Origin of the sequence: Mycobacterium sp. 236(2023), from assembly GCF_029623955.1 — a bacterium.
GTDB lineage: Bacteria > Actinomycetota > Actinomycetes > Mycobacteriales > Mycobacteriaceae > Mycobacterium.
Window position 1 is genome coordinate 406,106 of the sequence record NZ_JARSBP010000005.1, and the last position, 12,728, is coordinate 418,833.

Consider the following 12,728-nt stretch of genomic DNA (forward strand, 5'->3'; position numbering starts at 1 on the left):
GTGACATCGCCTGACTGGGTTTCGCTCGACAACTTGTTCACCGACGTGCTGCACAGCGAGGACGACGCGCTGCGGGCCGCCAGGCAAGCCGCCGACGCCGCGGGTATGCCGGCGATCGAGGTCTCCGCCCAGCACGCCACGCTGCTGTCGCTGCTGGTGCGGATGTCCGGGTCTCGCCGCGTGCTGGAGATCGGCACGCTCGCCGGATACAGCACGATCTCGCTGGCGCGCGCGGTCGGACCCGACGGCGCAGTGGTCACCCTGGAATACGAACCCGCGCACGCGGAGGTCGCCCGGCAGAACCTCGAGCGCGCCGAAGTGGCTGAGCGCGTGGAGATTCGCGTCGGCGCGGCCCTGGACTCGCTGCCCGGACTGGCCGATGGCGAGCCGTTCGACTTCGTGTTCATCGACGCCGACAAGGAGAACAACGTCGCCTACGTCGAGTGGGCGATCAAGCTCGGCAGGCCCGGCACCGTCATCGTCGTCGACAACATCGCCCGCAACGGGCGGGTGCTCGACCCGAGCCCCGGCGACGAGCAGGCACAGGCCGTGCGCGCGATGTTCGACATGATGGGCGCCAACCCTCGGCTGGACAGCGCCGCGATCCAGACCGTCGGGACGAAGGGTTGGGACGGCTTCGCCGTCGCCCTGGTCGTGTGACAGCCCTGGTCAACTGAGCCACCTCGCCGGATTCCTCAACGCGGCTCGTGCCTCGCCGCTTGATCGTCATCCGGCAGTCCACACCGGGTCTGTCGCAGCGTCCCGCAACGCATCGACGATCGACGATTCGTTGGCCCGAAACCGCTCCGTGGGCGCGGGCACCGAAATCGCAACGATGTGGCCGGTCGCAAGGCGCGCGGCAATGCCGGCGGCGGAGATTCCGGCGGTGTGTTCATCGCGGTCGTACGTGATGTTCGAGATCGTCGCCGAAGCGTCATCGAGGAGCTCGAGTGCGGCCTTGCCGTTGGCCGTGACGTCGAGGGGGAAACGTTCGCCGACGGCCGACACTGCGCGTAGCCGGTGGGCGGATTCGATCTGGTCGATGAACCACATCTGCCTGCCGCGCAGCACCGACAGATCGACCGTCTCGTCGGTGGCCGCCGCAACCCGCTCGATGGTCGGCCGCAGCAGCGCGGCGAGATGGGATCCGTCCGCGCTCGTCAGGCCGAGTAGGCGATCGCCGAGCCGGTAGCGTCCGCCGTCGTCCACTGCCGCGAAACCGGTGTCAACCAGGGCAACGAGCAGTCGGCGGGCTGTCGATTTGGCGAGCCCGAGATTGGCTCCCAGGTCGACCAGGCGCAGGCGACCCGGCGCCGTGGCGATCTCGTCGAGCGCGGCAGCCGCGCGGCGCAGGACCTGCAGCCCGTCGTCTCGGCCGTCGCTGCCGTCAATTTGTCCGTTCTCGTCCGTCGCCGCCACCCCGTCACTATATTGATCCGCTAGACGGACCAACAAGATCCGATATGCGAATCTCTCGGAGGGTGAGATGGATCTGCCGAAGCGCTACTACTTTCGCAACGACGACGGCTACGAATCGGCTCGCAGCAAGACCGTATGGAACGCGCGGACGCCACAGCGCTACCCCGATCTGGTCGTGCAGGCCACCGACGTCGACGACGTCGTGGCCACGGTTCGGTACGCGGCGAAGGAAGATCTGAAGATCGGAATCCGATCCGGCGGGCACAGCTGGGCGGGCAACCACGTGCGCGACGGGGGCGTCCTGCTCGACATGCACGACATCAACGACTGCGACATCGACCTCGATGCCGGCACCGCGGTCGTGGGCCCCGGTATGGGCGGCAGCGTCCTCGCCGCCATCCTGGAGGAGCACGGCCTGTTCTTCCCGGCCGGGCACTGCAAGGGCGTCTGCATCGGCGGATACCTGCTGCAGGGCGGATACGGCTGGAACAGTCGCGTCCTCGGCCCGGCCTGCGAAAGCGTCATCGGCCTCGACGTCGTCACCGCCGACGGAGAGAAGCTCCACATCGACGCCGACCACCACGCTGATCTCTATTGGGCGGCAAGGGGATCGGGGCCGGGCTTCTTCGCGGTCGTCACAGCGTTCCATCTCAAGCTCTACAAGCAGCCGGCGGTCTGCGGCAGCAGCCTCTACGTCTACCCGATGGAACTGGCCGACGAGATCTACCCGTGGGCGAGGTCGATCAGCGCCGAGGTGGACCGGAAGGTTGAGCTGCAGATCGCGGCGTCGCAGTCGGTTCCGGCCATGGGCCTCGAAACACCCGGAATTGTCTTCGCCTCACCAGTGTTCGCCGATTCTGAGCAAGAAGCTGTCGACGCGCTGGCGTTGCTGGAGACCTGCCCGGTGCGCGATAAGGCCATCGCCGCCGTGCCGTACGCGCCCGCCGATATGGAGACCTGGTACACGGGCATCATGAGCAACTACCCTGACGCACACCGCTATACGGCCGACAACATCTGGACGCATGCGTCAGCCGACGAGCTGATGCCGGGCATCACCCGGATCCTTGAGACGATGCCGCCGCATCCGTCGCACTTCCTGTGGCTCAACTGGGGTCCGTCCCCGCAGCGTCAGGACATGGCCTACAGCCTGGAAGACGAGATCTACCTTGCGCTCTACGGGGTCTGGGAAGACCCCGCGGACGACGACAAGTACGGCGACTGGGCTCGATCCAACATGGCATCGATGGAGCACCTGCAGAGCGGCATCCAGCTCGCCGACGAGAACCTCGGAAACCGGCCCGCGCCGTTCGCGAGTCCCGCAGCGATGGACAAACTGGACAGGGTCCGGGCCGAGTACGACCCGGACGGCCGCTTCCACAGCTGGATGGGGCGGGTCTGATGGCCGGGCGGTCCTATCTCGGATATCGCGGCGACGACGCGGACACCGAGTTCGGCGAGTTCTTCCACCCCGCGATGGCCGTTCTGCCAGGCCATGTCGTCGATGCCCTGCACCACGGGCCACAAGCCGATCAGGTCTTGCTCGGATTCGACTGTGCAGCAGAGCTTCTCGATGGTGGATACCACCAGACAGAGAACGGTTACGGATATCTGCGCAGTGGCGGTTTCCAGGTTTCGGTCCGCACCGACATGCCCGGCGTCACCCCACAGATGTGGGACTGGTGGTTCGGCTGGCACGGCAGCGACACCCGCCGGTACAAGCTGTGGCATCCCCGCGCCCACGCATCGGCGCGATGGGAGGATGATGGCGGCGACGGCAGCTACGTCGGCCGCACCTCGCTGATCGAGGAGTACCTCGGCTCCGCCTACGCGAAGGCCGCGATCCGCTTCATCCCGCCAGAGCAGATGGGCCTGCTGCAGGACAGGCTCGGTGGCGATGTCGCGGTGTGCGCCCGGCTGGGATCGTCGGACGTACCTGTCGACATCGGCTGGTTCGTCCACCACGTCCGCGCGACGCCAGCCGGCGCCGAGATGCGGTCGAGATTCTGGATGGGTGGACCGTATGTCAGGGTGCGACACGGAAACCTGTTGGCGAACACGGTCGTTCGCCCGATCGCCGGCCGTCAGCTGCCGGACCCGCGGGACCTGATGGTGCACTGCGCACAGGAGATGAACCACCTGGCCGGGCTCCTGCCCGCGATTCACGCCAAATTGGGATGACGCGCCGGCGGGTATACGCCCGGCCATGTGGACGGTGGACAGAAAACTCGACGCGCCCGCGGACACGGTGTGGCACATCCTCACCGATCTCGACGCGTGGCCGCGGTGGGGTCCGACGGTAGCCAAGGCCGAACTCGCCGGTGCGGGATTCGAAGTGGGTGCCGCGGGCACCGTGTGGACACCCGTCGGGGTGCCGCTGCCGTTCGCCATCACCGAGCTGGACCCAGGTCGGATGTGGGCGTGGAACGTCGCCGGTGTGCCCGCCACCCGGCACGGCGTCGAACCCCTCGAATCGGGTTGCCGGCTCTGGATGAGCGCTCCGCTCTGGGCGCCCGCGTACCTTCCGGTGCTCGCGATTGCCCTGCGCCGGATCGAGGCCATGGCTTAGCAGTTTTGAACTCGCTGGTGGCGGCAACATATGCGGCATGGCCGTCACTGAGAAGCGCGAAATCGTCATCGAGGCGACACCCGACGAGATCCTCGCCGTGCTTTACGACCTCGAGTCGCTGACCGAATGGTCCTCCGCGCATCAAGAGATCGAAATTCTGGAACGCGACGAACAGGGCTGTCCGAAGCGATCGCGCCAGGTCGTCAAGATCGTCGGTGTGAGTGACGAACAGATTCTGGACTTCGACGTCTACGACGACGGGGTCGGCTGGACGCTGGTGAAGTCGAGTCAGCAGAAGGCGCAGCAGGCGCGCTACACCTTGACGCCCGAGGGCGACAGCACGCGCGTGACGTTCGACCTCACCGTCGACCTGATGGTCCCGCTGCCCGGATTCCTGGTGAAAAAGGGTGCGAAAGGCTTGATGGACACGGCCACCGAGGGCCTCCGGAAGCGGGTGCTGTCGGTCAAGCAGTCGTGACGATGTTGAGACCCGACGCGTAGCTCTCCTTCACGACGTCGAGGTGCGCCCAGCTCTCCAACGCCCGCACGCCCGGTAATGCGCGCACCGTGTCGAGCACGCCGACAAGCTGGGCGGCCGAGAACGCCCGCACCGTAACCAGGACGTCGAACCGTCCGAGTGTGCGTGCGACAAAGATGACCGACGGCATGGCGGTGAGTGCGGTGACCACGTCGTGGTGGTCTCCGCCGAGGCGAATGCCGAAACCCATGGCGCTCTGCCGATCCTGACCGGAGTGCCGAACCACGGCGCCGATGCGGATCACCCTGGTCTCGATCAGACGGACGACCCGTCGCCGCGCCCCGGCCGGGGACAACCCGACCTTCCCGGCCAGGTCCACGTAGGAAGTCCGGCCGTCGCCCTGCAATACGAGCAGCAGCGCCCAATCGGTGTCGTCGAGGTCGGTGCTGACATCTCCGACAGGGCCGATGACGTCGCGCACCACCTCGACGTAGGAGAGCGTGTCCACTCCGGACACACCGGGCAACGCACGGAGTTCGGACACGGCGCGGTCCATGTCGCGCGGCGACGCGGACCGGATCTCTGCGACAAGGCCGTGCTGGCCGCTGGTCAACGACAAGAACGGGACGTCGTCGCGGCGCGCGAGGTGGGCGGCGACGGGCGTGGCCGGGCCGTGGACGACGACACCGACGTGCGCGAGGACGGGACGGCCGAGGACGGCGGGGTGGACCGCTCCGCGGATGATCACCTGGCCGGTGGCCAGGAGCCGCTGAACCCGCGCGGCGGCGGCCGATCGGGAGAGCCCGACAGAGCGCGCGATCTCGCGATGGGTGAGACGACCGTCGACTTCGAGCAGCTCCACGATGGCCTCGTCGAGCTCGTCCACAGGGTCCTCCGGAAATTGGCGGGAAGATTTTTCGGTCGCGCCGACGCGGCGTATCAGTCGCCTCAGCGCCATCAAAGCGCAATTAATAACGGATTGTCCAGCAGTGATCGGCACATCGTGATCGGAAACGTGGTCGTAACGAACGAACTGCTTGCACGCAGCACCGTGCGGTTTTACGGTGATGCGCACCACAACCCCGAACCGCCGGAGGACGTCATGGACGCTGGGACGCCGGGATTCGCGCCGCCGCCGAAGGTCACCGAAGTCGAGGTCCACGGCGTCGAACCGATCCCTGACAGCGAACGGACCGCGGGTCCGCTGGATCTGTTCCGGTTGACGTTCGGCGGTGCCAACACCATCGCCACCGTCGTGCTGGGGAGCTTCCCGATCATCTTCGGGCTGTCGTTCCGTGACGCTCTGCTCGCGACGCTGCTCGGCGTCGTGGTCGGCGCGGCGATCCTGGCACCGATGGCGCTGTTCGGTCCCCGCAACGGCACCAACAATGCGGTGTCCTCGTCGGCACACCTCGGCGTGCACGGCCGCGTCGTCGGATCATTCCTATCGCTGCTGACCGCTGTGGCGTTCTTCTCCATCTCGGTGTGGACGTCGGGCGATGTGCTGGTCGGTGGCGCCAATCGCGCGCTAGGACTACCGGACAGTAACGCGGCAGTGGCCGTCGCCTACGGCATCTTCGCGCTGCTGGTGCTCGTCGTGTGCATCTACGGTTTCCGTTTCATGTTGCTGGTCAACAAGATTGCGGTCGTCGCGGCCACCGTGCTGTTCCTGTTGGGCATCGTCGCGTTCGGCGGCACGTTCGATCCGGGGTACCCGGGCATCTTCGGGCCCGACGCCGACGCCGCGACCAACGCGCTGTACTGGCCGTCCTTCGTGGGGGCTGCGCTCATCGTCATGTCGAATCCCGTGAGTTTCGGTGCCTTCCTGGGTGATTGGGCTCGCTACATCCCGCGGGAGACACCGGCGTGGAAGTCGATGGCCGCGGCGTTCTGCGCACAGCTCGCCACGCTGGTGCCGTTCCTGTTCGGCTTGGTGACCGCCGCGGTGGTGGCGACGAATGCACCGCAGTTCATCGACGAGGGCAACTACATCGGCGGTCTGCTCGACGTCTCGCCCGGCTGGTATTTCGTGCCGGTGTGCTTGATCGCGCTGATCGGCGGCATGTCCACCGGCACCACCGCCCTCTACGGCACGGGCCTCGACTTCTCCAGCGTCTTCCCGCGTTTCAGCCGGGTGCAGGCGACGGTCTTCATCGGCGCGCTGGCCATCATCTTCATCTTCGTCGGACGGTTCGCCTTCAATGTCGTGCAGAGCATTTCGACGTTCGCGGTGCTGATCGTCACCTGCACCGCACCGTGGATGGTCGTGATGATGATCGGCTGGGTGGTGCGTCGCGGTTGGTATGACTCGGACTCCCTGCAGGTGTTCAACCGCAGGCAACGCGGCGGCCGGTACTGGTTCGCACACGGCTGGAACTGGCGCGGGCTGGGTGCCTGGCTGCTGTCGGCGGCGTTGTCGCTGTGCTTTGTCAACCTGCCGGGCCAATTCGTGGGTCCGCTGGGCGATCTCGCGAACGGTATCGACCTTTCCATCCCGGTGGGGCTCGGTCTCGCCGCCATCCTGTACCCCGCACTGCTCTTCGCATTCCCCGAACCCGAGGACGCTTACGGCCCCGACGGGCCGCGGCTCGTTCCCGCCAAACCGCCGGCTGGCATCCCGATCACCTCCGTCGATCCCGAGAACGCAGAAGGAGTGCCCGCATGACACTCGGCCCGGTTGATGCGTCGAAGACCCCACGGTTCGCCGGACCGGCGACGTTCGCCCGGCTTCCGCGGCTCGATCAGGTGCCGCGGGCCGATGTCGCGATCGTCGGCGTGCCGTTCGATTCCGGGGTGTCCTACCGGCCCGGCGCCCGGTTCGGCCCATCGCACGTGCGGGAGTCCTCTCGACTGATCCGGCCGTACAACCCGGCTCTCGACGTGTCGCCGTTCGAGATCGCCCAGGTGGTCGATGCCGGTGATATCGCGGTCAACCCGTTCAACATTCACGAGGCAATCGAGACGATCGAGGGCGCCGCCGCCGACCTGACCAAGGGCGGCACGAAACTCGTCACCATCGGCGGCGACCACACCATCGCGCTGCCGCTGCTGCGCGCGGCCGCCGCCCAGCACGGCCCCGTCGCACTCGTGCATTTCGATGCCCACTTGGATACCTGGGACACGTATTTCGGCGCCGAGTACACCCACGGCACGCCGTTTCGCCGGGCGGTCGAAGAGGGCATCCTCGATACCGAGGCTCTGTCGCACGTCGGCACTCGCGGGCCGCTGTACGGCAAGAAGGACCTCGAGGACGACCGCCGCTTCGGGTTCGGCATCGTCACGTCCTCCGACGTCTACTACCAGGGTGTGCGCGAGGTGGTCGACAAACTGCGGGACCGTCTCGGTGACCGGCCCGTCTACGTCTCCATCGACATCGACGTGCTCGACCCAGCGCACGCTCCCGGCACCGGAACGCCCGAAGCGGGCGGCATGACGAGTCGCGAGCTGCTGGAAATCCTGCGCGGCTTCAGGGGTCTGAATCTGGTCGGCGCCGACGTCGTCGAGGTGGCGCCCGCCTACGACCACGCCGAGATCACCGGAGTGGCGGCCTCACATGTCGCCTACGACCTGGTGTCGCTGCTGGCGATGCGGTGCGAGGAGTCTTCCTGATGGCCAGGAACGGGGGTGACGTCGTGGTCGAAACCCTGACTGCACTCGGGGTTTCGCATGTCTTCGGCATCCCCGGCCAGAACGCGCTCGCGTTGTTCGACGCGATCCGGCGCAGCAACCTGACGTTCATCAGCTCGCGCGTCGAGAACAACTCGGCGTTCGGGGCCGATGGCTATGCCCGCGCCACCGGCGAGGTCGGGGTGCTCTTCCTGTCCACCGGCCCGGGCGCGTTGACGGCGCTCGGGGCGCTGCAGGAGGCCTACGCCACCGGGGTGCCGCTCCTGGTGATTGCCAGCCAGGTGCCGCGGTCCGGGCTCGGTTTGCGACGCGGCATGCTGCACCAACTCGACGATCAGCAGCGCAGTGCCATCAACGTCACGAAAAGTACCGCGACGGCGCGTAATTCGGCAGAGATCCCCTCGCTTCTCGCCGATGCGTGGTCACTGGCGCGGTCCGCGCCCGCAGGCCCGGTGTGGGTGGAGATCCCGCAGGACGTGCTGGAGGAGCCGACCACGGTTCCCCCCGTCGAGTCGGTAGTGACCACCGTGGCCACTCGGCCTCCCCGTGACGAGCTCGTCGCAACCGCCGCCGCTCTGCTGGAGTCCGCCGGACGCCCGGTCATTCTTGCGGGCGGCGGCGTGCGCCGGTCGTCCGGTGGGCCGGAGGCATTGGTGACGTTGGCGGAACTGCTTGACGCACCCGTGATTTCAACGGTCGGCGGGAAGGGTGCGATCCCGTTCTCCCACCCGCTGTCGGCAGCGTCGTGGATCGAGGACCGCCACACCACCACACTGCTGGAGGACGCCGACGTGCTGCTCGTCGTCGGCACCGCGATGGGCGAGGTGACGTCCAACTACTTCTCGTTCGCCCCGAAGGGCCGGCTGATCCATGTCGATGCCGAGCGGCGGGTGCTGGAGGCCAACCACCCCGCGCTGGCGATCCACGCCGACGCCGCCCTCACGTTGACTGCGTTGGCGAAGCACGTCACCCAGCGCTCGGGAAACGGCGCCGCGGTGGCCCGTAATCTGCGAACGGCTGTCGAGACGCGACTGGCCGGGGAGGGCGTCGCGACTGAACTCCAGTTGATGCGTGATCTGCGGGTCGCGGTTCCCGCTGCGGCACAGACATTCTGGGACATGACGATTGCCGGGTACTGGGCGTGGTCGGCATGGGATCCGCGGGACGGCCGATTCCATTCAGCGCAGGGGTCCGGCGGGCTCGGCTTCGCGTTTCCCGCGGCCGTCGCCGCCGCGATCGGATCAGGGCAGCGCACGCTGGCCGTGTCCGGGGACGGTGGCGCGATGTACTCGATCGCCGAGTTGGCGACCGCACGTCAGCACGACGCGGACGTCACCTGGCTGATCGTCGACGACGGCGGCTACGGAATCCTGCGCGAGTACATGACGGGCGCTTTCGGTCAGGCGACAGCCACCGAACTTGCACGCCCCGATTTCGTCGCTCTGGCAACAAGTTTCGGCGTACCCGCGCAACGGGTGACGCTCGATGGCGTCGGTGAAGCAATCGCCGGCACGTTCGCGACGCGCGGCCCCGCCGTCGTCGTGCTTCCCGCGCAACTGAAGATGTTCGCACCCACCTGACACAGGAGGCCCGTCATGGGCAAGCCACTCGACATCGTCATCATCGTCGTCTACCTGCTCGCCATGCTCGCCTTCGGGTTCTGGGGCAAGACGCGAACGAAAGATTCGGCAGACTTCCTCGTCGCAGGACGCCGCCTTGGCCCGACGCTCTACACCGGCACCATGGCCGCGGTCGTCCTCGGCGGCGCGTCCACCGTCGGCGGCGTCGGCCTCGGCTACAAGTACGGCATTTCCGGTATGTGGCTGGTGGTGGCGATCGCTGTCGGCCTGCTGGCGCTGAGCCTGTTCTTCGCGGGGCGCATTCAGCGGCTCAAGGTCTACACCGTCGCGCAGATGCTGCGCCTGAGGTACGGGGTCGACGCCACCTCGGCGTCCGGAATCGTCATGGTGGCCTACACATTGATGCTGTCGGTGACGTCGACGATCGCGTACGCCACGGTGTTCAACGTCCTCTTCGGCACCAGCCGCACGGTGTCGGTGGTCATCGGCGGAGCGATCGTCATGCTGTACTCGTCGATCGGCGGCATGTGGTCGATCACGCTGACCGACATGGTGCAGTTCATCCTCAAGACCATCGGCATCTTCGCGTTGCTGTTGCCGTTCACATTGAGCAAGGCCGGCGGTTTCGCGGGAATCCGCGAACGGGCCGGTGACGCGGTGTTCGACCTGGGTGCCATCGGGATGCCCACGATCATCACGTTTTTCGTCGTGTACAGCTTCGGAATGCTGATCGGACAGGACATTTGGCAGCGTGTGTTCACGGCGCGCTCACCAGGTGTGGCGAAGTGGGGTGGCACGACGGCGGCGCTCTACTGCGTGCTGTACGGCGTCGCCGGTGCGGTGATCGGTATGGCCGCGTCGACGTTCCTGCCCGACGTCGAGGTCAGTGACGACGTCTATGCCCAGATCGCCGAGACGATCCTGCCGGTCGGTATCAGCGGCCTGGTACTCGCGGCGGCGGTGGCGGCGATGATGTCGACTGCATCGGGTGCACTGATCGCCACGGCGACGGTGGCACGCACCGACGTGAAGCCGTTGCTGCTCAGGCTGGTTGGCCGGCCTGCCGAGGAGGCTGACGACGCGGAACGCGACGTGCATTCCGACCGGATGTACGTCGTCGTTCTCGGCATCGTCGTCATCGTGATCGCGGCACTGCTCAACGACGTCGTCGCCGCGCTGACCATCGCGTACGACATCCTGGTCGGCGGTCTGCTGGTCGCGATTCTGGGCGGCTTCCTGTGGAAGCGCGCGACGGGCGCCGGTGCGCTGTGGTCGATGGGCGTCGGCACCGTCGTGACGCTCGGCACGATGTTCGTCGTCGGAGACGTGTTGGCCAACGAGCCGATCTACTACGGCCTCGGCGCGAGCCTGCTCGTCTATGTCGGGGTCAGCCTGATGACGCCGCGGACGTCGCCCGAGGTGCTGCAGGTGTGGGACGACCGGCTGGCGGGGCGCGACGAAGTTGTGATCGGTAGCGGGTAGGCCGCAGCACTCTTTCCTGGCGTCCCCACCACAGCGGGACCGGATACCAGGAGAGACCAGATGAACACCACCCGCTTCGGCATCGCCCTGATTGCTGCAGCCATCGCCGCCGGGGTGCTGAGCGGCTGCTCGCAGGTCGCCGATCTCAGGAGCCAAGCCACCGACGTCGCCGAAATGGTCATGGAGAAAAGCGCCGATGCCGCGTCGGGTGACCCGTTCACCGCGGAAGGCATCGACGCCGCCTACTCGGCAATCGCGGAACAGGCAGGCGGAAAGCCCCTGCAGGTCGTCGAGGTGGTCGTCGTCCCCGGGACCCTGACGCTGCAGGCCGTCGATCCCGCCGCCCCCACCGAACTGAACCAGTGGAGCTTCACCGCGGGCACCGTCGGCCCGTCGCGTCCGGTCGACTACGACGACGACACCGAGGCGCTGCGCCAGAATCTGTTCTCCATCGACGAGGTTCCCGCCGGCGTCATCGCGTCTGCCGTCGACGAAGCCGTCACCGCCAGCGGAATTCCCGACGGGGAGGTCTCGAGCCTGGTCATCCAACGCAACCTGCCCTTCGACGACAGCGTGTTGATGCTCATCAACGTCGACGGTGAGCGCAGCAGCAAGCAGGTACGCGCCGACGTCACCGGGCAGATCACAGAGGTCATCTGAGCGTCGATGGAATCAATCGACCCCTCCTCCGGTTTCACGTGGTGTTGCGGCAGTTCTGCCCGCGACAGGATCGGTAAGAGGAAAGAGGCGAGAGCCGTGAAGAAGATCGGATTGCTGGGAGCCGTCGCGGGAGCCATGACCGCGGCCCTGATCGGGTTCGCCGGATCGGCGCAGGCCGACATCGGCCCGGTGTTCGGCAGCCCTGGTGTTCAACCCGGATACGGCTTCAACTACGGATACGGCAGCGACAGCAACAATCCGTGGCTGAACAGGTTGTACCCGCAGGTGAGGGTGCCGCACGTCGATACGTCCGTGCGCAACTGAACGTCCCCAACTGAATACAGTCACCACGAGGAAGGGCGCCCGCGAAGTCGGGCGCCTTTCTCGTTTCGGGGGAATGGGAACAGTTCGCGTCCCACTCTCACTTTATGGCATGCAGGGGGTCTTGCGGCAAGACCCCGGTCGCAGGCCACAATCCCGTTGTGCCGCAATCACCTAAGCCGTTCGAAGTCCATCCGTCAGGTGCCTATCTTCACGGGACCAAAGCCGATCTGTCGGTCGGTGACCTCCTGGTGCCGGGGCGCCAGTCCAACTACGAGAAAGGACGGGTGATGAACCACGTCTACGTGACGCAGACCCTGGACGCCGCGGTCTGGGGAGCCGAGATGGCGGTAGGCGACGGCCGGGGCCACGTCTTCATCGTGGAGCCGCTCGGAGCGGTCGAAGACGATCCGAACGTCACCGACAAGAAGATGCCGGGAAATCCCACCCGTTCGTACCGGACTCGGGAGCCGGTACGGATCGTCGGCGAAATCACCGACTGGGTAGGACATTCCGACGAACAGCTGCAATCGATGAGGGATGGTCTCGCCGAGCTCAGGCGCAAGGGACTCGACGTCATCTACGACTGAGC

14 protein-coding genes are annotated in these 12,728 nt (G+C 66.6%); 12 read left to right on the forward strand and 2 right to left on the reverse strand.

The genetic code is table 11. The features are described 5' to 3' along the window. A complete protein-coding gene (locus P9A17_RS22815) occupies positions 1-660 on the forward strand; it encodes an O-methyltransferase (protein ID WP_278041008.1) in 660 nt (219 codons plus the stop codon). 66 nt (positions 661-726) lie between these two features. Here the strand turns inward: P9A17_RS22815 and P9A17_RS22820 are convergent, their stop codons facing one another. Continuing rightward, a complete protein-coding gene (locus P9A17_RS22820; protein WP_278041009.1) occupies positions 727-1,419 on the reverse strand; it encodes an IclR family transcriptional regulator C-terminal domain-containing protein in 693 nt (230 codons plus the stop codon). Positions 1,420-1,486: 67 nt separating this feature from the next. Between P9A17_RS22820 and P9A17_RS22825 the strand changes: the two genes are divergently transcribed. The 4 genes from P9A17_RS22825 to P9A17_RS22840 are packed head-to-tail and all read left to right on the forward strand — an operon-like array spanning position 1,487 to position 4,466. Beyond that, positions 1,487-2,821 (forward strand): FAD-binding oxidoreductase, encoded by a 1,335-nt coding sequence (locus P9A17_RS22825; protein WP_278041010.1) that lies wholly within the window; start codon positions 1,487-1,489, stop codon positions 2,819-2,821. After that, positions 2,821-3,600, forward strand: coding sequence for a hypothetical protein (locus P9A17_RS22830; RefSeq protein ID WP_278041011.1), 780 nt, complete (start codon positions 2,821-2,823; stop codon positions 3,598-3,600). The genes P9A17_RS22825 and P9A17_RS22830 overlap by 1 nt, the downstream gene beginning before the upstream one ends. Positions 3,601-3,625: 25 nt before the next feature. Further along, positions 3,626-3,988 carry an SRPBCC family protein gene (locus P9A17_RS22835; RefSeq protein WP_278041012.1) on the forward strand — a complete coding sequence of 121 codons (363 nt, stop codon included), beginning with the start codon at positions 3,626-3,628 and terminating at the stop codon, positions 3,986-3,988. 37 nt (positions 3,989-4,025) lie between these two features. Continuing rightward, complete coding sequence (locus P9A17_RS22840) at positions 4,026-4,466, forward strand: SRPBCC family protein (RefSeq protein WP_278041013.1); 441 nt, start codon at positions 4,026-4,028, stop codon at positions 4,464-4,466. On the opposite strand, the gene P9A17_RS22845 is transcribed toward P9A17_RS22840, so the two are convergent. Beyond that, positions 4,453-5,352 (reverse strand): Lrp/AsnC family transcriptional regulator, encoded by a 900-nt coding sequence (locus P9A17_RS22845; protein ID WP_278041014.1) that lies wholly within the window; start codon positions 5,350-5,352, stop codon positions 4,453-4,455. The genes P9A17_RS22840 and P9A17_RS22845 overlap by 14 nt on opposite strands. Before the next feature lie 129 nt (positions 5,353-5,481). Between P9A17_RS22845 and P9A17_RS22850 the strand changes: the two genes are divergently transcribed. The 7 genes from P9A17_RS22850 (at position 5,482) to arr (ending at position 12,726) form a co-directional block, all read left to right on the forward strand. Continuing rightward, complete coding sequence (locus P9A17_RS22850) at positions 5,482-7,131, forward strand: cytosine permease (protein WP_278041015.1); 1,650 nt, start codon at positions 5,482-5,484, stop codon at positions 7,129-7,131. After that, positions 7,128-8,075 carry an agmatinase gene (gene speB, locus P9A17_RS22855; protein WP_278041016.1) on the forward strand — a complete coding sequence of 316 codons (948 nt, stop codon included), beginning with the start codon at positions 7,128-7,130 and terminating at the stop codon, positions 8,073-8,075. Before P9A17_RS22850 ends, speB begins: the two co-directional genes overlap by 4 nt. Next, complete coding sequence (locus P9A17_RS22860) at positions 8,075-9,673, forward strand: thiamine pyrophosphate-binding protein (protein WP_278041017.1); 1,599 nt, start codon at positions 8,075-8,077, stop codon at positions 9,671-9,673. Before speB ends, P9A17_RS22860 begins: the two co-directional genes overlap by 1 nt. Positions 9,674-9,688: 15 nt before the next feature. Beyond that, the gene (locus tag P9A17_RS22865) at positions 9,689-11,155 is read left to right on the forward strand and encodes a sodium:solute symporter (RefSeq protein WP_278041018.1); all 1,467 of its coding nucleotides are present in this window, start codon (positions 9,689-9,691) and stop codon (positions 11,153-11,155) included. Positions 11,156-11,215: 60 nt separating this feature from the next. After that, a complete protein-coding gene (locus tag P9A17_RS22870; RefSeq protein WP_278041019.1) occupies positions 11,216-11,815 on the forward strand; it encodes a hypothetical protein in 600 nt (199 codons plus the stop codon). Positions 11,816-11,911: 96 nt separating this feature from the next. Beyond that, positions 11,912-12,139 carry a hypothetical protein gene (locus P9A17_RS22875; protein WP_278041020.1) on the forward strand — a complete coding sequence of 76 codons (228 nt, stop codon included), beginning with the start codon at positions 11,912-11,914 and terminating at the stop codon, positions 12,137-12,139. A 158-nt stretch (positions 12,140-12,297) separates the two neighbouring features. Then, entirely contained in the window at positions 12,298-12,726 is a 429-nt protein-coding gene (gene arr, locus P9A17_RS22880; RefSeq protein ID WP_278041021.1) for an NAD(+)--rifampin ADP-ribosyltransferase, read from the forward strand. Positions 12,727-12,728: the final 2 nt, after the last annotated feature.